The following is a 22,986-nucleotide window of genomic DNA, read 5'->3' as shown; positions in this document are numbered from 1 at the left end:
CGTTACAGTTCTTATCTTAAAGTATGAAAGGAAACACCGTGGTGCTGCGCCGTGTCAACCACAACCATGCGGCTCAGGCGTTGGCTGTGATTTTGATGAAGACACGCTATCTATGGGCGTTTTGATTACACCGAGCCCAGATACTTTTTAATGGCTAAATACTTAGTATTCACAATGGTTTAAGTGAAGACTCGACTGGTTGATGGCTTAACGGCATCATTGCGGTCTGTTTCGCAGATGAGAAAAATGAGCTTGCCTTGAAATTCAGCTCAAATATTCAGGTCTGACAGGCGACATACGCACTGCCCAGCCCACGCTGATTCGTGGTCAAGCAAGGCACCGGTGCTAGCTTCCTTCAACCCAGGACTGTGACGTGTAAATGGACCTATTAGCCAATGTTCCTAGCTGGGATGACATCGAGCGAAACCTCGATGATAAATTCAATACGCTAAACCAAGGCTACAGCGATGGGCTGCAGAGCGCTCACGACAGCTGGAATGGCTTTACTCGACGCGTCAGTACCACAGCCACTCAAGCCTACGGGTACATGGGAGGCAACAGGATTGACTCGGTGAAAGCAGCGATGCGGCTTTCCCAGCCCATTATCGAGTCGAATCTTAAGCGCAAGTGGGCGTCGATCGAGATCGAACAGATCCTCCCGGTACTGCTGCAACTGGTCAAAGAAGTGGCGATGATTCTGGGCGGCAGCGTTGCGGTCGGGACGATCGCTGGGGGCATTGCCGGGGCGGCTTTCTTTGGTGTGGGCGCTGTGCCCGTAGCGGCAGCGGGAGCGGGCATTGGTTTACAGGTTGGCAATCTGATCTTGTTGACGCTGGGCCTCTCATCGATCGCTGAGTATTTCTACCAAGGCCTGCCTGCTTGCCTTTCTACCCTACAGGAAGGCTTCGCCACTGCCTGGCACGCTGACGAAGGTTTGAAACCCGAGGGCCTTGACCCCACTGGTGGTTCGGCATACGAAATCCAGGAGCGCATTGATCGCGCTGCCCGCCAGCTTGCAAAGGGCCAAGAGCAACTGGTGGTACTGCTCTTTACGGCCATCGTGACCTATATGACGCGTGGGCAGGTCAAGGCAGGCCTCATGGGCAGCATGGATAGCATTGCTGCGCGCAGTGCCAAGCTCCAGACGGAGATTTCAAACAAGCAGTTTGCGAATTGGTTGGCGCGTAATGAGCAGAGGTTGTTGGCTCAGCCGGAGTTGAGGGGTACTGAGCCTGTGTCTTTCAAACAAACAGATGCGCAACAATATGATAAACAAGAACAACCCGCTGCAAGACCGCAAGCGAAGCCAGCCGAAAAGAAAGTGCTGGAGGTTCAATCGCGCCGAGATTATCTGAACAAAAGATTTGGTCGTACTGGTGATCTTGTACAAGATATTTATATTCGTGGAAATCGAGAAACTGCTGTTGATTTTTTCAAGTCGCAAGGACTCAAGCCTGTCGATTACGAAAAATACATGTCTGGACTAGATTTTACGAAGCCGGTCTATGTTGAAACGATCAACAGAGGCAAGAATCTTTGGCAGTATCAAGTGCCAGACGGCGTGCAAGGAGTGTGGTTTTCGCCAACGCCGAATGTTGCGCCGGGCCAATTAGGAATCAACCCGCTTGGTAAAATCTACAAAACTGAGATAGTGGTACCGAAAGTGTTGAATATTTATCAATCCACTGATAAGGTAACTTTGCTAAGGAGTACGTCTGCACCCGTAGTTGATACATGGTCTATACGCCATCAGCCTTATGATGCAATAGGGGGGGCTAGACAAATGACGGCACTCCAGAAAGAATTGTTTAAACTCATTGCGCCGGGCCAACCATGAATATTAAAGCGCCGATTGATTATATTAAAAAAGCTATCGAAGTAACTGTTGATAGGCGTGACAAATGCCCTCAATTTCCGGTGTACGATATGCTCCTTGCTCAGCTTGACTACGTGAAAGCCGTTTTTGAGGGGACAGAAAAAGATAAATCCAGACTTCATCAATTGACTATAGGTGCTATTGCGTCAAAGGAGTTTGAGGAAACCGACCCAGAGTTGGACCGCGCTTTGAGGGATGCTCACTATGTTGCTATACAGTCAGCTCGCGGATTGAAAATTATACTTCCCGACTAGTATCGAACTTTTTAAAAGCGGTGCAGGCGTGGAGTACTTGCGCATTTACAGCTTTTGAAGCGGTTACATTAGCTCTTACGAGAAAGATGATTTCATACGAAGAGATGATGCTCAAGTTTTGTTGCTAGTGCTGCTAAAGGTTCATATGGATATCGAAAAGCTTAAGCAAAAAACACAAAAACTGCGTGAGGTGATTGAAGATTTGAAAAAATCAGATCACGTTGTTGAAACGTTTCGGGCTGAAATCGAACCACTGATGGAACTGGCCGAGTTTGGCATGATAACAGTTAAGTTGCAGTGGCGAGACATTCCGGGGCGTTACCTATTCACCGACGAGGGCTTGCAGCTATATCCCCATCTTGAGCATGCTTTCGCAGAGTTCAGGTTGAACTGACTGGTGGAGAGACTCCTTTGTTACGTAAGTTGAAAAGGGAAATGAGCGAGGAGTGAAGGTGAGTGTCACGGGCAGTTAACTTTTTCTCTGTGTGGCGCACGTGCCTTGCTATCTTGATGCTGCATGACCTGCTTTCTGAGACATATAGCATATGCACTGGTGAGAATTAGCTAATGCCCAGGATAACCTGCGCCATAGCAAATAGGAGTAATATACATATGGATGTTGAAGCTTTGAGAATGGCAGCTACAACGCTTCGTGACAAACTTAAATTTTATAAACATCGTGACCCTAATGCTTCAATATTGTTATTGAATCTTGAGGATTTGCTTTCCCGAGCAGAGCGAGGCCAAATCACTGAAATGGTTGAGCCGCGAGATATTCCAGGTTACAAGCTTTTCACTGAGACAAGTTTACAGTCATATAAAGATTTGGAGGCTGCATATACAGATTTCTATATGGAACTCATCGAGGGGCGAGAAACTGAGGCTTACAAAATTTTGCTGGCCAAAATGGCTAAGGACTGAAATATCTGGGAATAGGGAATAGGGAATAGGGAATAGGGAATGAGAAACGAAGCAGTGCAGCTTATTTCTAGCAGTGGTAGGGGGGCGAATAAATTTTTCTTTTTGGCTGTGATAGTTTAAATCATGAGGTGCTAAAAATTAACATAGAAGAATTGAGTTCTTCAGCAAGAGTTTTAGAGGAGAAGCTAAAGGAGTATACAAGTAAAGATGTTCAGGCGTTACATCTCTATAATGACCTGAGGGTATTGCTGGAACTAGCAAAGTCAAAAAGTATTATATCACCCATACAATGGGGTAAGATTCCGGGGCGTTATCGTTTTACTGAAAACGGACTTCAGGAGTACAGCGATTTGGAAGAAGCATATGCTGTATTTTCAATTGAGATTGCGGGCGGAGAACCTCCGCTCTTAAAAATACTTCGTGCAGAACGAAATCGGAAATAGCTCGTGTGTGCCGCAGTGATGAAGCATGTTATGTGTTAGGGGAGGCCGATAATGAAGTTTGAATCCGCCATGGAATTTATAAGTCATGCTATTTTACTCACCGAAGTGCGTATTAGTCGCCATCCTGCGTTTCCGATATACGCATCAGTTCTAAATCAGCTTCTCTATATAAAATCCGTTTTTGAGGACGTTGAGAAATACAAGTCCAGACTTCACAAGCTTTTCATCGGTGCCCTTGCAGCCAAGGAGTTTGAAGAAACAGATTACGAACTGGCACGAGCGCTGATGGATGTTTTTACATCGGAATCAGTCAGAAAACGGACTGAAAATTAAACTTCCCACCGGCATTCTATATCGTGACTAAGGTAGCGCGTGGTCCATGTCGAAATAGCTCGGGAAGTGAAATCTCAAGAGGAACTATGAAATTTAACGACACTTTTGTACATCGCGACCTAATGTTCTCCTTGGGCATCGAGGAAACCTCAGGTCGTTTTTATTTATCATTCCCGGTGAGTAGCAGTTTCGTCGACTACGAGGAGCATTACGAGATCGACAAAGCCAGCTTCGATCTTTTCCACGCAGACCTGAATGCTGCGGATGCTTTCGCCACGACATGCCGCAGGAGAGAGCGAGATGATCTTTTGATCCAGAAGCCAGGAGCAAACAGGGGAACGGCTATTTAGCCGTTAACAAGCAGTATAGAATCTCCGAAAGACAGCGACTTTTTATCCCGACTCTGTCCCTTGAGAAATTATTCTGGAAGGACCCATGATTGACTTGAGAAGCTCCAACGAAACCCTCCATCCATATGTTGAGCGCTACCGTCACATGCTACCGCCGCCCTCTGCGCGGTTGCCTCAACGTATGGATTGCATGTTGGAGGCTGACGCACCGAGGTTGCCGATAGAAAGGCCCGACTGGATAGCCTCAAGGGCATGCACCTTGACCGAAGCGCAGGCGCTGGACCGTGCACAAGGCTGCCTGCTTGGGCTAGCCATAGGTGATGCCGTCGGCACAACACTGGAATTCTTGCCTCGTGATCGTAGTCACGTCCATGACATGGTGGGTGGAGGTCCTTTCAATCTTAACGCGGGCGAATGGACAGATGATACCAGCCTGGCTCTTTGCTTGGCTGACTGCTATCTCGCGAATGGAAAGCTGGATTACGCAGACTACTTGAATCGGCTATGCCGCTGGTATCAGCAAGGAGAAAATAGCGCAAACGGCGTTTGTTTTGATATTGGTAATGCGACACGTAACGCACTTGAAGGCTGGCTAAAAGAAGGATTGAGTTGGAACGGCAACTGGGAACCTAGTACAGCGGGCAACGGCTCAATCATCAGATTGGCTCCGACAGCTATTTTTCGGCGAAACTCTCTGATCACTACATGGATGGAGAGTCAAACACAAAGTAAAACTACGCACTGCGCAGTTGAGGCAGTGAGCTGTTGCGAGCTTCTAGGGGCTAAATTACATTTTGCTTTAAATGGGGCGGATAAACAGGAAGTTTGTTCTCCCATGATTGGTCCGTTTCAGCCTCGGGTAATGATCATCAACGCAGGCGAATACAAAGAAAAAAACCGCGACCAGATCCGCTCCTCCGGCTATGTCATCGACACACTCGAAGCAGCCCTGTGGGCCGTTTGGAATACCGACAATTTCAAAGACGCCATCCTGCTCGCCGCCAACCTGGCTGATGATGCCGACAGCGTAGCCGCCACTGCCGGACAAATCGCCGGCGCTCTGTATGGGGTGTCGGGCATGCCTGAGGAATGGGTCAAGAAAGTCGCATGGTCCGAGCATATTCAGGGACTGGCTCAACAGTTGTTCGAGCGTGCGCCGCTGCAGGACCCCTTGGGCGACTGATAGGGAAACGCGCGTACTCTCTCCGAGGATCAGCTCACAGCCCCTGACTTCTATCGCGTCTCAAGGAATCTGACCCAAATGCCCAAACCATGCCTGCAACACCTCTACAACAAAGCCTGGCTATTCGCATCTCATGCCCACGTCGGCCAAAAGATGACAGGCTCGGACCTTCCTTACACCACCCACGTAGCGATGGTCGCCAATGAGTTGATCTTTGCCCATCGCGAAGAATCCGTGGGCGCGCTTGAAATGGCCTTGCCTACAGCGTTGCTGCACGACGTGCTGGAGGATACGCCCGTGACTCAGGATGAGTTGGCTGAAGCGTTCGGTGTGGAGCTCGCCTCAGCCGTGGCGTGCCTGAGCAAGAACCTGATCGTGCCGTTTTCCGAAGCGCTTTATTTCGCCGGGATCGCCAGTCATTCCAAAGAAGCTGCGTCGGTCAAGTTGTGTGATCGCATCACCAATCTCCAGTCAGCGCCGTCCACCTGGAAGAAGGCTAAGCGAGCGTCGTATCTGATCGAGTCGGCGCAGATCCTGGCAGCCTTGGGGCATGCGAGCGGGTATCTGCGTCAGCGGCTCACCGATACAGTGGTGCGTTACGAGGCGCTGTATGTTGATGGCTTTGAAGGCTGAGTGATGAGTTTGCATCTTTGTCGAATCGTGGACGGGGAACTCTGGATAAAGAGTCAGCGTGTCTGCATGCCTTATCCAGTGGATACGTTTCTGCTGTCCGGCGGCAAAGTATTAATTCGGCTTGAGCCATCGGCCGGAAAGGTTTTCAACCGGAATATCTTCGCTATTTTGATGACTGGCGAGGTCCTCTGGCAGATCGATGAAAGCCCACATGGCACGCAGGCCGACAAGCCGTTCATAAGTCTTTGCTGTGACGACAATGATCAGATCGTCGTGGGTTGCTGGAATGGTGTGACCTACGCGGTGGATGCGGAAAATGGCGAGATTCGGGTTATCCAGTTCGATAAATAGCGGGGTGCCGGGCCGTCATGTAGCGGTCATCGAATATCAAGTGCCCGGCGACCTGGACCACGAAGCGACCCACTTGAACAGCCTGCCCAGCCACCACCGACTGCGCGCTTTGCGAATCTCGTCGATTTGCATGAAGGTATAGGGGGTGGGCATGGTTCTCTCCTGGATGCGTAGGGTGCGCAGGCCTCTAATAAGATGGCGGGAGTGTATGAGCATGAAAGTGCACCCGAATAAAAATAGCAAAATAATAAGGATGCCCGTTGTAAACGGGGTAGCAGATCGGATAACTACAGAGGCCATTAATGTTCCAAGGCCTGCAACAATGCTGGCGGGGAGGCTGGATGTATCAGGGGCGCTGAAAGAAACCTTATTGCCGGACACCTCGAATGGAAATTCTTTTGTCGGCGTAAAGTATATAAACAAATAGATCAGCATGACAGAAGTCAATATGAATAAAGTGGCAAGCCCGCCCGCGAACTCAGAGCCACCTAAATCGTCTGTAACAACGGTGTAGCTTACGCACGCGGTTGCAAATGCGAGAAGGAAAATCAATAGAATGAAATAGCTTGAGGTAAACAACGTGTAGCGTTCACACGTGTATCGCATATAAAGCATGTAAATAAACGCCGCTGACGATAAACATCCGTAAACCCACCATCCACCCGAAAAACTTAAGGGGCCTATCACACCGAGGGTCACGGTCAGTAAAAATATCGCTACCGATGCCTGCTTGACCGTTCGTGCGTCTGGATCGTATATGGTGCTCATTATGGTAGGTATTCCTTGATTGTGTTCTCCGCATTCTTAGTCATGCCGGGCCTGGTCACAGGATTTTGCTCGAGCAGGCCAGCTCCATCAGGTGCCCGCGACCCACTTGAAAAGCTTGCCCAACCACCAGCGACTGCGAGCCTCGCGAATCTCGTCGATTTGCATGAAGGTGTAGGGGACAGGCAGGGTTTTCTCCTTGATGCGGAGGCTGCGTAGCCCCCGGATTGCATGCCGCTCATACACCATTAAAGCGACGCAAATAAAGAACATACCCAATACCGCCACCGCACTTGAGGTCAACTCCGAAACAGCGCCTATAAACGCTGCGGACACCAACGTGCCAACACATGAAATAAACCCTGCACTTAGCCCGGCGGACTTCAACAACATCCGCGAAACTCTATTTCCAGTAATGCAAAAAGGAAAAACCGTCGACGGGGAAAAGTAAATGCCGGCATAGATTGCGAGCATAGCCACGATCAAGCCGACGTTCACAGCAACCGCTTCAGAAACGGACGCAGCCAAGTCTTCTAGAAGCACCACATGAGCTAACCCTGCAGCGGCAAATCCAAACGAAAAGACAAAAGAGGAAAGCAGGCTCAGGGTGAAAGTTGTAAAGCGTTCGCACCTGTAAATTAGATACAGGGTATAAAAAAACATCAGGACCGAAAAGCAGCCATATAACCACCAGTAGCCAGGGAAATTGGCTGGGCCAAAAGCAGCAGAGGCGATGACGAAAAAAAATGCTGTTATCGTCCCCTTTTTCAAAGTAGGTGGATCCGGGTCGTACATAGTCGTCATTTTGAAAGTAATCCCAGCGACCTGATCTGAACTCTAGTGCGAAATTACCTTCTGCCCCAAGAGGCTGGCTGCCGCAGACGCAGCCCTGGAGCATAGGTAATTTCATCAGCAATGTCTGCAGGTAACCGGGTAGGCATCCAGGCACCCCAAAACAATCACGCGTCCGACTCCGGATTGCTCAACTGATCATACCTGTTACGGAACAGACTGCGATTGTCGCTCGGTTTGACGTCTGGGTGCGAAGCGCTTTCGTGGCGGTGAAGCCCGCGGTTGGCCAGTTCCGCATTTTTGGGATCACCTTTGTAATCGGCCGCTACTGGCAGGTCGTAGCTAACGCCGTTACTCAGGTCAATACGGTACTGGCTGGTTGTAACGTGATGGTCGATGGCGATCTGTCCGCTGGCGTCCATCACTCCTTTTTTGACCTCGGCGCCGTCTGCAAAGATGGTATACGGCTGACCTGCCCATGCCTGATAGCCCGCCGCACTGCTAAGCCCGGCGTAAGCTGTAAGCTTTTGTTTGATCGAGTCGGTCGGCCATGCCGGATTATCCCGATTGAGCTGCGCAGGGCCGTCGAAAGTCTTTTTCACGCCTTTTACATCGATGGTCCCGGGGGCATGAATCTCGATATTGCCGCCCTTGATGCGAATGTAAGCTGCGCCGCTGGTCAGCAGGATTTCTTCCTGCGCCGCAATCTCGATGGTACGAGCGGTGGAGGTGATACGCACGCTTTCCTTCGCGGTCAGTTCAATGCTGTCGTTTTGTGCCTGTATTTCAACTTTGCCTTTTGCTGCAAACAGCTTGGCGCCTGCCGCCTGGGCGAACAGACTGATGCTTTGCGCGACACTCACCAATAGCGACTTGCCGCTGGCCAGATTGGTGTCTTCACCGGTCGAAAGCGTTAACTGTTTGCCGCTGTGGATGTGAGTATTTTGCGGGGTGACGGTCGCGATGTCGGCCGGTGAGGATGCGACCAGCAAGGGCTTCTTATAGCCTGACGTCTGGCCACGGCCGCCGCTCATGATTGCCGCCTTGGTGTCACCGCCGTTACGCTGTTGCTGAGTGCTGCTGACCTGGCTGTCACCGCCACTGCCGTAATTGGCCTGAGTATCGGCGTTGAGCTGGTCGAGACTTTCGATACCGCCCGGCATTGGCAGCGCGTTGTGCTGTTCGGCTATTTCCGACAATGCCTTGAACCGCGCTTGAGCGTTGCTCAGATGCTGTTGAGCTTCCTGGGTATCAATCTGCCCGCCTTGCGCCTTGTTGCGTGGCCAAGTGCTCAAGTACAGACCTTGCTGAGCACGCAAGGCACCGTAGGCGTCAGTCCGCAGCTCGAAACCTGCGCCGCGCAGTGCGCCTCGCGAATTGCCCTGTTGGTCGATCAGGTAACCGAGGTTCAGCTGACTATGCCCATGGCTACTGTGGATCTGGGTCCTGACCTGGCCGGTGGAATCGTCCATCACCCACTGGTTATAGCCGCTCCCCTGAATCTCCTGACTTTTATAGCCACTCATCAGGCCACTGGAATGCCACGCAGGCTTATGTCCGCCGTAGACCTGCCCCATGATCAGCGGACGGTCGATATCGTTATCAAGAAAGGTGACGACAACCTCTTCGCCAGCGCGCGGCACATTGACGCTGCCCCAGTCCTGACCGCTGCTCGACTGCATCATGCGCAGCCAGCACGAACCAAGCTCTCCATCCTTCACCAGACGATCCCAGTGAAAGCGCACGCAAACCCGGTTCAGGTTGTCAGTGAAAACCTCATGCCCGCCGGGTGTCACGACGACTGCTGTCTGTGGGCCTGGGTGGGCCGGTTTTTGATGGGTAAACGGGCTGCGATAGGGAATATCCAGACGCTGTGTTTCAAAGCGATTCAGGTAGAAGCCCTCATCGCCCGCCGGTAGCGAAGCTTGCGCCTGCAGTGCATCCAACTGTGTTTTCAGGCTTCCGGGTGGGCTTGATCGCGTCTTGCCGATCGGCAGGTTGCTCTGCACAAAGAACTCCACGGCGACGATCAGGAACTGACGGTCCTGGAGCGTCTTGAGCTCGTAAAGCGGATGTTGAGTTAGCTCAAAGCCATGACCGGGCTGCATCTGACGAGCCCCGCCCTGACCCTGAATGCGACGGGCCGCCGACTCATCCTGTTCGATCTGCACGCGTGCGAGCCATTCGCCTCGGCCGAGGTTCTGCCATGCATACTGGCCACGGTATTGGTAACGTTCGAGGTCAGGAGGCGCGGATGCGGCAGGCAGTGCCATGGAGTGAGTGATCTGTGGCTGCGCATGGCTGCGGTATTCGCTGCTGCGCCACTGCACCAAACCATTGAGCAGGCGAGCGCCGGGGCTCCACTGGGTGATACTGTCTTTCAGGTCGGCGGCCTGCTGGGTATGAAAACGCAGGCTTGTGGGGTTCAGTGTGGGCAGAGAGTCAATGTTGTCGGTGAACACGATGCAATGATTGTCGACCTTGTGCTCCACGTACCAGAAAAGGCCTTCCTGCTCGCACCAGCGCTGAACGAAGTTGGCGTCGGTCTCGTTGAACTGCGTCACGTATGACAGCAGCGGGTAGTCGCGTTGCAGGTCGAAGCGGTAGTTGGCCCGTGCCTGGCTATAGTGCTGAAACACCTGAGCGAGGATGTCTGGCAAGCTCATTTCTTGCCAGATCCGGCAATCAATGCGGTATTCCAGCAGGCTGAACCACGGCGCAAAGACCAGCTGCCAATCCTCGAGCCCGCCATCGCTGCCGAGATAACGCACACTCTCGACCCAGCCATGCCGAGGGCTCAGGCTGCCGTCGTCGAGACGGATGCTCAGTTGCACTGCCTGACCAATCAGCTTTTCCGGGTCGAAGTCGGTGGTCTGATTGATCACGTCGATCGTGTAGCGCGCCACGTGGCTCAGACGCTCCACGGCATGTGCACGCAGCGCAAACAGTTCCTGACCTTGTGGCGTCTTCAATTCCAGCAGGCGACCAGCCTGACTGAGCGGCCCGCTGAAGGCGTTCATGGCGGCGTCGAGTATCGAGTTCATAGGTACATCCCTTTCTCACAATTCCTTGGGTGATCAGCCGATCAGCCAGCCCTGAGTCTGATCCGCGCAACCACGGTCCAGTATCCATGCGGCGCTGCCCGGTTCTGCGCTGGCAGCCAGCCACGCCAGCCCGATCTGCGCCCATTGCTCAGTGGCAGGCCCGACCCGAGCGCCCAGCGTGTTCAAACGGATCTGGCGTTCCAGATCGAGGCCAGGCAAAGAGGACCGAGCGTAATGATGGAGCTGCTGCAAACGCTGCCCATCGAACGCGCCATCGCCGATCAGCACCTTGATTTTCTCTGCGTCGAAGCCGGTTCGGGCACTTAGCCCGGCCATCAGGCTTTCCAGCGCCTGCGTGTCGGTGCGGGTCTGTGAGTAACGGCTGACATGGTGTTCAGTGACGGGCGCAAACAGTTTCAAAGCGCCTTCGCGCAGCGGTTCAGGAGGGCTGGATTCGCGTTGCAGCAGGACCGCGCTGACCGCCTCCCCAGCCATTTCGCCGGGTTCACCGACCTTCATCTGCTCCTTGCACGCCCAGGTATCCAGGCTCAGGCACAAGAGGTAGGGCGCACCGTAGCTTTGCCCCAGGACTTCGGGTAGCCACTGCGCCACCGGCTGAGTGGTGACGTCAAACGCGTAATAAGGTAAACGCTCGCGAGGCCACAGCCTGCAAACAGCGGCCAGCCAGTCCAGCTCATTGAGTGCTGTGGGTGTAAACAGCATGACCTGAGTGTTCGCCCAGTCGACCTGCGAACAGAACGCCTCATCCCACTGGGCAAACATCGCCTTGAGAATCTCGACAGCCCGCCCAGCTGCATCAACGGCAGGCGACCGAACAGCCGGTGTATCCAGACGGCGCAGAGGCCGTCGCAAACTGCGCGAGTCAACCAGACGCGGATCATGATCAAAATCCGCACGGCGTAGCGCCAGCTCATCAGCCGTCAGCGGCGCTTCGAATACACCGCAAGGCAACCACACCCAGGCGTTGACCACCGCCACAGAGCCCGAGGTGAAATTACCCTTCGGCAACTGCGCCTCGACCACGCGCTGCCGCTCAAGATCAGCCAGACGCTTTTCGGACAGGCGATCGTAAATACTCCTACGGGGACCAAGCATTTCTTTTCCTTAAGAGCGCGCGCGAGGTTTTGGATATCGCGCTGTCGTGCAAGTAGAGATCGTTTATTTTTTTACGGCTGCCAAAGGCATGCCTGTAGCGGGGTCGAGGTTCTTTTCAGCCGCCATCCGTTGAATCAGCTCTTCCGATGGAGGCGAAGGTGGTGCAGTGGAATCACGATCACGCTTCCATTTGAACGTGCCGTCCCACTCGGGTAACGGTGCTGGAGGAAGTGGAACGATATCGTCCAGATCTGGGACTTTTGCTCCAAGATGCTCATGGCGCGAGAGAAACATATTTATATTATCCAATCGCTTCACACGCTCTTCATCTCGCTGCAAGGCCATATAGTAAAGCTCTTCCGATGGTGGCGGGCCTTCAAAAGCACGGGCCAGATTGCGGGCTGCATCGTAGTCACCGTTTCGAATTGCGGTGTGAAAGCTGGTAACCGCATCCGCATAATGGCCAACAACTTTTGAATAGCTTGCGTAATGAACGCCGGCTGGCCCATTACCTTGCTCCATCGCGCATTTGTACATTGCTTGCATGACATCGGCGGTATCGGCCGGGATGCTAGACAGTAATCGAGCGACATAAAATTGTGCAGCAGGATTGCCTAAGTCTGCCGCCCTGCGAAAGTAGGCATACGCGCTGCCCTTATTTCGTACTACGCCGTAGCCGACTTCCAAATAATGCCCCATATCGTAGTAACCGCCTGGAATACCTTGCGCGATCAGATGCTCCACAATGTCAATCGCCTCTTTGCTGCGATTGCCACTGTCAACAGCACCTTGAGAAATCAGGTTATGCAGGTTGGTCGCCGCTTTATAGTTACCTGCTGCATAGGCCAAGCGGTAGTATCTGCCTATTTGCTGATAGTCTTTGGCGCCTTTTTTCGATTCCAGAAATAGTGCATAGCGATACAGCACCTGAGCATCCTCGCTTATAGCAGGCAGATTGTCGGCTTCGTGAGTGCAGGTAAACGAAAGCCTCTCCATGGCTTTAGCCATGTCTTCATCAGTAACGCTGTCGTGACCTTTCTTCTCGCAAGCGCAGAGGCTTGTGGTGAGAATTGCCAGAAAAACCAGCCTTGTGAACATTTCCATTCCCTTGTATGTGCCTATTTGTGGGACAAGCTTCCCGGAATTGGAGTCCCTTCCCTCTACGCATGTGCCGGGTATGACTCAACGCATGTCTTTTTCACTTCGATGCAGGTAATGGAAGACCTGTTTCAGGGTCGAGGCCTTTCTCCTGGCTTAGCGCCCGGATCATGTCTTCCGATGGCTTTTCGGCAGGGGGCGTGGACTCGCGTTTTTTCAGCCATTCGAATGTGCCGTCCCATTCCGGAAGCTTGGCTGGGGGCAGGGGTACGATTTGGTCGATGTCTGGCACTTTTGGTCCGAGATATTGATTCTCTGTAAGGAATATGCGTACTTTTTCTAGGCGCTCCACACGTTCCACATCTCGCTTCAACGCCATGTAGTAAAGCTCTTCGGATGGTGGTGGGCCTTTAAAAGCGCGCTCCAGATTGCGTGCTGCATCGTAATTACCGTTTCGAATTGCGACGTGGTAGCCTGTAACTGCATCCGCATAATTGCCAATAACTTTTGAATAGCTTGCATAATAAACGCCTGCGGGTCCATTACCTTGCTCCATCGCGCATTTGTACATCGCCTGCATTACATCGGCTGTGTCAGGGACTTTGGAAAGTAGCCGGGCTACATAGTATTGTGCATCGGGATTTCCCAGGTCGGCAGCGCGCCGAAAGTATGCTTTCGATGCAGGTAGGTCTTGCTTTACACCGTAACCTTTCTCTAGGTAATGTGCCATATCGTAATATGCGCCGGGTATATCTTGAGCTATAAATTTCTTAACTAGCTCAATAGTTTCTTTTGAAGCATTAGGCGACTTTACCGTGCCCTCTGATAAAAGCGTTTGTAAATTGGTTGCGGCTTTGTAGTGCCCGTGCGCTGCTGCTATGCGATAGTAAGACGCTATTTCGTCGTATGCTTTCTTTTTGTCGATTTGCTCAAGGCGTAAAGCGTATTTATATAATAGGTCGGCATTTTTATCTAGTGTGGGTAGATGGTCTTTCTCGTGAACACAGCTGAATTTTAGCCTTTCGTAGGCGAAATCCATTTGAGATTGAGTTGCCACAGACTCTTCCTTTTTTGAACAGGCAGTTACTGATAAAATAAAAATAACAATGCTTAGATTACATATTTTTTTAATCAAGATTTTTTCTCGCTGAACTTTCATTCAAAAATTCTACAAGTGATCTATAAGGGGGGCGCTTTTCGGGCTCTACCCCTGTCGGTGTTTTTTTAACTCTTCGGCTTCCGTTTTCTCTAATGATATCTCCCCAGTTATCAAAAGTAATCGCAATATTTTCCTCATTTTCTTGATCGCCTGTATGTATTCTAAATAAATGCTCGCGCAGCGGTTTAGTTATTGCAGGGTCTTCAATGCATATGTTGAGCTCAGTGTCAGCCTGCATGCTTCTTGTATTAATATTAGCCGAGCCAATAGTGGTAAACACGTCATCGACGATCATCAGTTTGCTGTGTACATAGACATCCATCCAGTCATCTTGGGGAGAATCAGGTGCGACCAATGTACATATGTGCATCTTGAGCCCTGGGATTTCTGAAGGCGTTATAGGCTCTGCGTCTTTTCCAGGCATTTCCTGCTCAAGTCTTTCAACCTTGGCACGGGCTTCTGCTAGCTTGCTTTTCAACGGTTCGTAAATGCGAGCCGCTCGTTCTGTATGATCAATCCCGTGGATCTGATTGAAGGCCGCAGCTTTCTGAGTAGCCAAGAGCTCTTCCTGTTTGGCTGAGTATAATTCATCCATCAGTTCGTCATGCCGTTCTGCCTGCGCGACTCCTGGCAGAAGCTCCGGGCGGCCCAAGTGCTTGAGCATACGAAATGTATTGACGGATCCGTCCCCCATGCCTTCGTTAGAAGAGTTTGTCACGACGAAGAGATAGATAGGCCCATGTTTTTTAAGGTCGCGACCAGCATCCAGAAGGCTCTGGACAACACTTTTGATCTTCTCCGCGAGCGGTGGCCAGCGGAAATATTGATTCTCGATGTAGATAAACTGGGTCGTATTGTTTACCGCCTTCAGGTAAAGCTTTTCAATATCCCTCACGTTGCTTTGGCTATGAGTTCTCAAGATCTGCGCCATGAGTGGCGTGCCATAGGCCTGGCGAGCCTTTAGCTGATCAACAATGTGCTTGCGAGCGGGAAGCAAATTGATATGGGTTTCCTTCTCCCAAGCCTCACAAAAATTCTGATTCAGATATTCAAGAATGGGGCCGGTGACACGGCTCGAAATATCCTGTCGAGGTGTCGCCCCGTTTCGGCCTTTCTGCGCGGCCATTCGCTCATAGGCATGGTCGTCCTTGTCCCAGTAAGCATCCAGTGTGTTGTGCCCCATCACGAAGCCAACCGCGAGCTCGGGCTTCTCGTAATCTACCAGCACCATTTTTTGGTGGTGAGTCGGTGCGGCGAACATAGCCGTGGTACTCATCGCTTTATTTGTTTTACTGCGATCTTGATCAAGTGCTTCCATCGCTAATCGCCATGCAATTTCCACCCGGTCAGTGACAGAGAAGTCTCGTGTGACGAACTGTAAAGTCGTGTTTTTGATAGATTCTTCGTCGCCCCATCCCATCACGCGGAAAAAGCGTTGACCTAATTCGATAGGGCCGGTTTCAGCGCCGGTGTAGGCGAGGCGAACCTGGCGGTACCACAACTTGTCGATCTCGATTTGGTCTTTGTTGCGATTCTGTTCGCCTTTAGCGCGCAATTCTTCAAGCGTCTTGTTCACGCGATCAAAGCCTAGCCCCTTTGAAATAGAGGTAGCATGGAAAAAATCATCAAGGCCGGGTGCCCAGTTGCTGACGTTATCGCCGGGTGTCGGGTTCTCCAGAGATTGGGCCATGTGAGTCGAGTCATACCAGCAGAGGACTTTGACCTGAACCCCTTCTTTGGCCTTCTTAGCCAAGAGCTCACCAATACACAGCGAACTGGTATCGCCACGCTTGAAATACATCGAAGGCTGAAACCCCCAGCAGATGATTTCAACACTCTGCGTGGCAGCCATGATCGTGTCGTACACCGCGCCGAATGCGCGCTCGCCATTGACCAAAGGCTCAAAAGTAGCTTCTGCCGGACAGTACTCGGTGCCCTGCACAAACCACGGGAGGTTGATGTTGCACGACATGTTTTTGCTGGTAGCAACCGGAGTGGTGATCGAAGGTGTGGCCATGGTCAAGCTCCCGGTGCGTTAATGCTGAGTGTTGTGTTCATCTCTGTTCCTTAGAGGTCCACGGTATCCTGCTGCGTTGCCATCAGCCGCGCGCCACAGGAAATGAAATCACCTTCCCGGGCAACCGGGCGGCCGTCCACCAGCAGTGTTTCATCTCCGCTGACGATGGTCCCTATACCATGTGGGCAGGACACTCGGTCACCGACCCGCGCTACGGCCAAACCGTTTATGAATGTGCTGGGCGATCCCTCAAGGACCTGACCCGCATCGGTGGTGGGATCGTTGACAACGATGATTGGGCGCATATTGGCTTCCTTGTGAGTAATGGCTCCATGCCTGTTCAAATGAGAGGTGGGATTTACAAACGGCAGACTTCAACTATGTGAGGCGAACGCCAGGAAGCTACAAAAATTTATCAAGCCTTGAGCGTCCTCTGGTTTTAATCATCAGTACCGCCATCATTATTGCCTGTAAAAAAAGATAGGCCGAAAGCCATAAAAACGTTTCGGTCTGGTCCGAATCAACGAAAGCAACGAGGAATGCATAGCCTGCCGTGGGAAATGATAAGCAGGTCGACATTGCGTAAGAAAACCGCGACACACGGTCAAGAGGATTGTTACGCCGAATCAACGAAGCAATGGTTCTAATCGGCGCGTAGACAGTAAAAAATCCCAGCGCTAAAAAAAACAGTAATACTACTGTAATGGCTACAGGTTCAAACATTTAAATCTCCCTGAAATAGAATCCATGTGCTCGCATTACCAACGTATCCCCTCAAAGGGATTCCAGCTCTGCTTGCCTTTCACTTCATTGAGATAATAGGCATAGTTAGTCAGCTGCCCGTAGAGCGCGTTAAACACAAAACCGAGTGCAGAGCTGGCCTCTCTGGCGTAGCGAAAATCAAACATTTCCATCACGATGTCCGATGCGACGGACACCACTATCATGATCGCGATAAAGGACAAGTTCTTCTTCCATAACCCCATGATGAACAGGTAAACCGGCCCAAAAAAGAACGCGAAGAAGTTGAAGTTGATTTTCACTTTTTTCAGAAACGGCAGTTGCTTGAGCGCGGGTCTGAAGCCCGGTGCGCTCGGACCGCCATTCGCTTCAAAAAAGGCGAAGCGTTCTTTCCATTTATCGCTGTAGTGGCCTGATGCGTTTACCGGGTCTGACGTGTTCATTCTCTAATCCCTGATGTGTGTGAATCACGTGAATGGTCGTTCCCTGTCGCAGCGCCGGGTATGACGCAAAATACGGGTAAATCATGGGCACGTCAGTCGTACAGACAGACTCGCCCCGTGGTGCATTTCCTGATGGTCTGTACGCACGTTCATACAGACCGATCCTACAAACTGCCCTTACTGCTTAGGCTCTTTCGTACCCAGCACATCGCGAATGCTGTCCACGACGTTGCTGTCTTTGATGACGTCGTTCAGCCAGCCTTCCAGCGGCATGTTGCCCCACTTGATGGCGCGCTCGATGAGGTACGGGACGGGGCTTTGGGGTTCGGTGTTTTTGAAGAACTGTGCGATGCCGGCGAGCATGGTGAAGGCTTCGTCGCGTGTGGTCGGGGTTGTGCGCAGTGGTGCGGACGCGCTGTCCTGGCTGGCCTGGGTCATTACGGCACCTGCGGGTTGGGCGACGGCGATTTCGGGTGCGGCCTGAACCGTGGCGGCGGGGGCCGGGCTCAGTTCGATGCCTCGGTCCTTGAGCAGCTTTTCGGTCAGTTGCCCGGCGCGTTGCAGGATGTCGCTGAGGGTGACGAGGCTTGGCGCGTCGCGGCCGAACAGTGTGTCGGCGGTGGCCTGGAGCTGTTGGCAGGCATAGAGGCTGGCGGCGATTTCGCTGGCCTTGAGGCGCAGGTGGTCCGAGTCGGTGAGGACGACCGAGCGCTGGAAGATTTCGGCGTTGATCTTGCCTTCGTCAACAGCGGCCTGCATGGCCTTGGGGTTTTGCAGCGCGAGGTTTTCCACGTGGCGCGACTCGTCGTAGCGCAATAGGCCAAAGCTCTGCCCCTGAGTGATCGGCAGTCCGCCGACGACTTCGGTCAGCGAGGTTTTCAGCCATGCCAGGCGAGCGGCACGTTCTTCTACGCCGTCCTCCAGAGACGGGTACAGATCGTCCCAGAACTTTTGTAGAATCCGCTCGGCCAGGGTCAGGCCGAAGGTGATGCCGACAAAGTGGTATTTGTGCGCCAGGGCTTCGCTGAGCCAGGCGACGAGCATCAGGTCCTTGCTTTGTTCGGCAAGGCCCTGTGCGGCCAACGTGATGGTCTGATCCCAGTCCGAGGACTTCAGATCGGTTTGCCAGTCACCTTGGGTGAGGTAGTCGGGGTCTGCTCGACGAGCTTCCTTGACCTGATCGAACAGGGTGGAAAAGCTCATGTCTTCGCCGCTTCCCCCGTTGATGGGCGCCGTCAGATCGGCAAGCGAAAGGTCGTTGAGAAATTCAGACATGGTCAACTCTGATCAGAGGATAAAAGAACACCGTGCCCGGACAGACACGGCGCTGAAGACGGGCCGCGTGCGCGACCCGAGGTGTCACAGACTTATGCGAAGACTTTGTTCGCAGTGCGGTCCCAGCCGCCGGTGACGTTACCGCCACCCTGGCCATCGGAACGGCTCTGTTGGGTGTAGGTGGTCTTGATGCGAGCGAAGTTGAAGCTGATTTCTTCAATCGGCAGATCGCTGACTGCGTTGTCTTCGCCCTTCTGGCTACCGCCAGCAATAGCTTTCACGGAAGATACGACCACTTCTTCCAGGTTGATGGTCAGGTAGGTCAGCTTGTCGCCGCCTGCACGGTTGACGTTCAACTGGATTTTGGCGATGTGAGTACCTTTGCAGCATGCTTCGAACAGCTTGGCAGAAGCCTTGTCCACAGACTTGCGGATGCTGAAGTCGCTCAATGCAACGCGCTCGGACGAAGCACCGCCCGACGAGCTGGCAGTCGCGGAGGTGGCCTGGGTAGCGCCGAACTCGTAGCCCAGCACTTCGATCCAGTCCTTGTGCTTGTCGTCCAGAACTTCGCCTGGGATACCGTCGATTTGGATGTATGCGTCAAATGCCATTTTCTGCTTCTCCTTACTTCATTTAAAGCCGTGGCGTCTGCGGACAGAACACGGCCCTTTTGATTAACCTTCCTGAAACAATCAAGAAAGGTTCTCTTGCCACGGCCCCGGTCTCATATGGACAACCCGAGCTTCGGTTTGCTTGCGAACGCGCGATCAATTAAGTGCGCGTACTTCGATCTCCACGCGTCGATTCGGCTCAAGACACTGAATCAACTGAGCCCTGGGTTGCTGCATGTCGCATTTAACCAGGGGCTTCTCGCTGCCTTCACCGACCGCGTCCACCAGCTCTGCGGGCACGCCCTTGCCGACCAGATAAGTCTTGATGGTCTGCGCACGCTGTTTGGACACCTGCATGTTGCTTTGCGGGTCACCCAATTGGTCAGCGTGACCTGCAATCACAATCTTGCCGATGTTGGGCGTGCTCAGCAGCTTGCCGGCGATCGCGCTCAGTTGGTTTTGACCTTCGACTTTCAGGCTCTGGAAGTCTGCACGACCAAAGGCAAACAGCGTGTCCGATTCCAGCGTGATGGTTTCGATAGCCTTCAACGACTGCGTCAGCAGGCTATTGATGTAATTACGCGAACTGGATGTCAGAAATGCGTTGTCGAGAATCCGTGGCACGTCCAGTTCATGAATCTGATCGCTGTAGAAGTTGATCTGCCGACTGGCGTACTCGTAATCCAGATTGGAGCCTGCCTCGGCATTCGCGGTGATGGTCTTGCCGGTCTGACGCGCAATGGCCGGATACCAGTAATCAGGCATCTTCGCTTTCAGGAACGCCGGGTCAGCCTTTTCACGCTGGGCGCGCGACAACATCACGTAGGTGTCCAGCGTAGCCTTGCCGAAGGCGGCGATGGATTGCGCGCGGTTATCTGGCGGCAGCGCCTTGGGCTCGACGCTGTCGACGCCGGTAACCGGTGTCAGGTCCTTGGCATTGCGCTGATAGACCTTGATGGTGGTCAGCAGGTAAAGCGAGCGCGTCAGGTTGTCGGCAGTCGGTTTGAGCATCACCGTTTCCAGACGATTGAAGTAGCGCGTGCGCAGCAGCGGCTCGACGTCATAGCCCCTGTAGAGACCCAGACGCATGCGCAACGGCACACCTTCGTCGTGGTGCCGGCCATAATAAAGCGATGTCCAGAAGCGCAGGCGATCCAGGGTCTGCCACTCGGTGTACTGCCCGGTGGCTTTGCTGTCATCGGCCGCGGCCTGGGCAAGTTCGGTGGAAATTGACTGAATGTTGTCCTTGTTGTTCCAGTACGACCAACCCCACAGGCTGCACAGCAGCAGGGCAACAAGGCTGGCACCGCCGATCCAGGCAGCCTTGCGGCGACGCTCTCGATGGTTGGTGGTGTACAGCGCCACCAGATGCTGATCGGGGATGATCACTTTACGGAACAGGCTGTTGATGAACAGCGGGCGCGGCTGTGCATTGCCATCGACAGCCTCCTGCTCGCTTTCCAGCAGGAATCGCTCGGTAACCTGGCGAGTGTGTCCGCCCATTTCTGGCTGATCGGCGTCCAGTGCACTGGTGAAGTAGAAGCCGCGCAGCATCTCGGCGCTCTGGTATGGATTGGCGCGCAGCAGGGCATCGACGAACAACTGAAGGCGCGGTTTCAGCGCTTCCAGTTCCAGCGGGAATCGATACACCGCTGTGTCCTGACGGGTGATCTGAATGTCCTGAAGCACCAGTTGCTGGTTCGCCACCTCTTTCCAGTAATTGATCAGTTCTTCCATCGCCACACCGAAGCGCTGGCCCCAGTCGGCCTGTTCATAGCCCTTGTGCGGGAAGGTCTTGCCCATGACTTCGCCACGCGCCACGTCGTCCAGTTGCCGATAGAACGGTACAAAACCTGGCACCAGGTCACATTTGGTGAACACCAGATACACCGGCAGGCGCACTTCCAGCAGCTCATGGGTTTCCTGGATTCGTTCGCGCAGACGCTTGGCAATGCGCTCCTGATCATCGACCGAGGATTGCAGGATGTCGTGGATGCTGACCGTCACAATCAGCCCGTTGAGCGGCCTGCGTTGGCGATGCTGACGCAGCAGTTGCAGAAAGGCTCGCCATTTGCCGGCTTCTTCCTGGTCATTCATGTAGCGGCCAGCGGTGTCCAGTAGCACCGCTTCAGAGCTGAAGAACCAGTCGCAGTTGCGCGTGCCACCCAGCCCTGCGACGCGTGCGCCTTCGCGCTCGGCATAAGGGAAATTGAGGCCCGACTGGTAGAGCATGGTGCTTTTACCGGCCGCTGGCTGACCGACGACCAGATACCACGGCAGAGCGTAAAGCGCGTCCTTGGCGTTGGTGCCGTTCGATTTGTTGCTCTGCAGGCGTTCGATGCTTTGCAGCAGGCGCTCGCGCAACAGGCTGATCTCTTCGCGATCCGCCGGGCTTGCATTGAGTACCGCCTGATCGGCGTCGTCGCGCAGCAGGCCTTCAAGATTCTGATGCTGGGACACACCTCGATACAGCAGCAAAACATAAGCGGCTGATAGCAGCAGAAACAGACCGATGCCCGTCAGCAGGCTATTCATCGAGCTGAAGCCCAAGGCACGCCCGATCATCCAGACAACAAAAATCGCCAGGAAGAAGCAGACCCCTAGGATGTAGGGCTGGTAGCGCAGGAAGTAATACTTGATCTTGTTCATACGGGCTTCAAATCCAGCACATCGACAAAACGGTCGATAACGTCATAAAGAGGGCGGTCAATGTCTGGAAACACATGGCCTCGGTGGTGTTCGTCGAACGCGTCGAAGGGTGCCAGCACGTCATAGTTCTCCGAATGTTCACCCACACCGGTTACTACCCGGTACACACCTGCGGTGTTGCGGGACGGAAAGCAGAACAGTCGGGGGCGCATGAAGTCATCCGCCAGAATGCTGATCTGCGGCACGGCCTTGTTTGTATCAATGCGCGTCAACCAGTTGACCCACAGATCTGCGGTCGGGTTCTTCAAGCCTCGTTCCGCAGGCAGTGGCAGGGAAATGCCGATAGGGGGTCTATACGAAGGGCGACCCAGCGCTTGCAGTCTGGTGAGCACGGCATTGCTGATGAACTCGGGGTATGAGCTCTCCAGCGAGGCCGCAATGTCACGCAGAGTGAAGTTCACCAGAAACTTTTCATGTACGCGCCGAAACAGTTCGAAGTCCTGACCTTGCAGCGGGCGCAAGGCCCTGATGCGCTCGAACAGCACCGAGGTGCTTTCTCCTTGCTCGGCCATGTGCAGCAGCGGTTTGATTTGCCCGGCGAACAGCTCGCTCAGGGTAAAAGGGTTTACAAACAGCCCGGCATCACTGGACTTCACCGTCTGAAAGATGAAGAACGGATAACGCCGCGCGCTGGAGTCCCGGGAACTGATCAAACCGCCCACCAGCCAGTTGCCGCTGCGCGCCCGATAACTGAAGAAACACACGGGCAACTTATCGAACAGCGTGCGCCAGTCTTCGCGATGCTGCATGTCGGCGAGTGCGCCTTGCAGCCAGGCATCGAACTCGCAGACATCGTCACTGGCGCCATGCAGGCTGACGAAATCTGCGCTCGCGGGGACTTTTCCGAAGCAGCCAATCATCGACTACCCTCC

21 protein-coding genes and 2 pseudogenes are annotated in these 22,986 nt (G+C 53.2%); 9 read left to right on the top strand and 14 right to left on the bottom strand.

Going from position 1 to position 22,986, the window contains the following annotated elements; genetic code table 11:
- The first annotated feature begins 379 nt into the window (after positions 1-379).
- From N018_RS24690 to N018_RS24650, 9 genes and pseudogenes are all read left to right on the top strand, one after another.
- Positions 380-1,837, top strand: a complete 1,458-nt coding sequence (locus tag N018_RS24690) for a polymorphic toxin type 46 domain-containing protein (protein ID WP_025391010.1) — start codon at positions 380-382, stop codon at positions 1,835-1,837.
- Positions 1,834-2,130 (top strand): immunity protein Tsi6 family protein, encoded by a 297-nt coding sequence (locus N018_RS24685; protein ID WP_025391009.1) that lies wholly within the window; start codon positions 1,834-1,836, stop codon positions 2,128-2,130. Before N018_RS24690 ends, N018_RS24685 begins: the two co-directional genes overlap by 4 nt.
- Before the next feature lie 145 nt (positions 2,131-2,275).
- A pseudogene (locus N018_RS24680) lies at positions 2,276-2,580 on the top strand (hypothetical protein).
- Between the two features lie 162 nt (positions 2,581-2,742).
- Positions 2,743-3,051, top strand: a complete 309-nt coding sequence (locus N018_RS24675) for a hypothetical protein (RefSeq protein ID WP_025391008.1) — start codon at positions 2,743-2,745, stop codon at positions 3,049-3,051.
- Positions 3,052-3,545: 494 nt separating this feature from the next.
- Positions 3,546-3,858: pseudogene (locus N018_RS24670) on the top strand (immunity protein Tsi6 family protein).
- A 55-nt stretch (positions 3,859-3,913) separates the two neighbouring features.
- Complete coding sequence (locus tag N018_RS24665; RefSeq protein ID WP_025391007.1) at positions 3,914-4,177, top strand: hypothetical protein; 264 nt, start codon at positions 3,914-3,916, stop codon at positions 4,175-4,177.
- Between the two features lie 85 nt (positions 4,178-4,262).
- Entirely contained in the window at positions 4,263-5,360 is a 1,098-nt protein-coding gene (gene tri1 / locus N018_RS24660) for an ADP-ribosylarginine hydrolase Tri1 (protein WP_025391006.1), read from the top strand.
- 78 nt (positions 5,361-5,438) lie between these two features.
- Positions 5,439-5,993 carry an HD domain-containing protein gene (locus N018_RS24655; protein WP_025391005.1) on the top strand — a complete coding sequence of 185 codons (555 nt, stop codon included), beginning with the start codon at positions 5,439-5,441 and terminating at the stop codon, positions 5,991-5,993.
- A gap of 3 nt (positions 5,994-5,996) precedes the next feature.
- The gene (locus N018_RS24650) at positions 5,997-6,344 is read left to right on the top strand and encodes a PQQ-binding-like beta-propeller repeat protein (protein WP_025391004.1); all 348 of its coding nucleotides are present in this window, start codon (positions 5,997-5,999) and stop codon (positions 6,342-6,344) included.
- Between the two features lie 36 nt (positions 6,345-6,380).
- On the opposite strand, the gene N018_RS24645 is transcribed toward N018_RS24650, so the two are convergent.
- From N018_RS24645 to tagF, 14 genes are all read right to left on the bottom strand, one after another.
- On the bottom strand, positions 6,381-7,112 hold the full coding sequence (locus tag N018_RS24645) for a hypothetical protein (RefSeq protein WP_025391003.1): 732 nt from the start codon (positions 7,110-7,112) through the stop codon (positions 6,381-6,383).
- 87 nt (positions 7,113-7,199) lie between these two features.
- Positions 7,200-7,904: a hypothetical protein gene (locus N018_RS24640; protein WP_154219976.1), complete on the bottom strand. Its 705-nt coding sequence runs from the start codon at positions 7,902-7,904 to the stop codon at positions 7,200-7,202.
- A gap of 164 nt (positions 7,905-8,068) precedes the next feature.
- Positions 8,069-10,945 (bottom strand): type VI secretion system Vgr family protein, encoded by a 2,877-nt coding sequence (locus N018_RS24635; protein WP_051476188.1) that lies wholly within the window; start codon positions 10,943-10,945, stop codon positions 8,069-8,071.
- A 33-nt stretch (positions 10,946-10,978) separates the two neighbouring features.
- Positions 10,979-12,061 (bottom strand): hypothetical protein, encoded by a 1,083-nt coding sequence (locus N018_RS24630; protein ID WP_025391000.1) that lies wholly within the window; start codon positions 12,059-12,061, stop codon positions 10,979-10,981.
- Between the two features lie 63 nt (positions 12,062-12,124).
- Entirely contained in the window at positions 12,125-13,159 is a 1,035-nt protein-coding gene (locus N018_RS24625) for an SEL1-like repeat protein (RefSeq protein ID WP_025390999.1), read from the bottom strand.
- Between the two features lie 100 nt (positions 13,160-13,259).
- Positions 13,260-14,318 carry an SEL1-like repeat protein gene (locus N018_RS24620; RefSeq protein ID WP_229631206.1) on the bottom strand — a complete coding sequence of 353 codons (1,059 nt, stop codon included), beginning with the start codon at positions 14,316-14,318 and terminating at the stop codon, positions 13,260-13,262.
- Positions 14,287-16,335 (bottom strand): phospholipase D-like domain-containing protein, encoded by a 2,049-nt coding sequence (locus N018_RS24615; protein ID WP_025390997.1) that lies wholly within the window; start codon positions 16,333-16,335, stop codon positions 14,287-14,289. Before N018_RS24615 ends, N018_RS24620 begins: the two co-directional genes overlap by 32 nt.
- Positions 16,336-16,385: 50 nt before the next feature.
- On the bottom strand, positions 16,386-16,640 hold the full coding sequence (locus N018_RS24610; RefSeq protein WP_025390996.1) for a PAAR domain-containing protein: 255 nt from the start codon (positions 16,638-16,640) through the stop codon (positions 16,386-16,388).
- Positions 16,641-16,737: 97 nt separating this feature from the next.
- Positions 16,738-17,058, bottom strand: a complete 321-nt coding sequence (locus N018_RS24605) for a hypothetical protein (RefSeq protein WP_025390995.1) — start codon at positions 17,056-17,058, stop codon at positions 16,738-16,740.
- Between the two features lie 35 nt (positions 17,059-17,093).
- Positions 17,094-17,519: a DUF2628 domain-containing protein gene (locus tag N018_RS24600; protein WP_025390994.1), complete on the bottom strand. Its 426-nt coding sequence runs from the start codon at positions 17,517-17,519 to the stop codon at positions 17,094-17,096.
- 177 nt (positions 17,520-17,696) lie between these two features.
- Positions 17,697-18,794: a type VI secretion system protein TssA gene (tssA, locus tag N018_RS24595; RefSeq protein ID WP_025390993.1), complete on the bottom strand. Its 1,098-nt coding sequence runs from the start codon at positions 18,792-18,794 to the stop codon at positions 17,697-17,699.
- 92 nt (positions 18,795-18,886) lie between these two features.
- Positions 18,887-19,405 carry an Hcp family type VI secretion system effector gene (locus N018_RS24590; RefSeq protein WP_025390992.1) on the bottom strand — a complete coding sequence of 173 codons (519 nt, stop codon included), beginning with the start codon at positions 19,403-19,405 and terminating at the stop codon, positions 18,887-18,889.
- A 156-nt stretch (positions 19,406-19,561) separates the two neighbouring features.
- A complete protein-coding gene (gene tssM, locus N018_RS24585; protein WP_025390991.1) occupies positions 19,562-22,054 on the bottom strand; it encodes a type VI secretion system membrane subunit TssM in 2,493 nt (830 codons plus the stop codon).
- Entirely contained in the window at positions 22,051-22,974 is a 924-nt protein-coding gene (tagF, locus tag N018_RS24580) for a type VI secretion system-associated protein TagF (RefSeq protein WP_025390990.1), read from the bottom strand. Before tagF ends, tssM begins: the two co-directional genes overlap by 4 nt.
- Between the last annotated feature and the right edge of the window lie 12 nt (positions 22,975-22,986).

Origin of the sequence: Pseudomonas syringae CC1557 (assembly GCF_000452705.1) — a bacterium.
Classification (GTDB): Bacteria; Pseudomonadota; Gammaproteobacteria; order Pseudomonadales; family Pseudomonadaceae; genus Aquipseudomonas; species Aquipseudomonas syringae_F.
The sequence above is the reverse complement of the archived record's forward strand: the minus strand, read 5'-3'. Positions and strand labels throughout refer to the sequence as shown.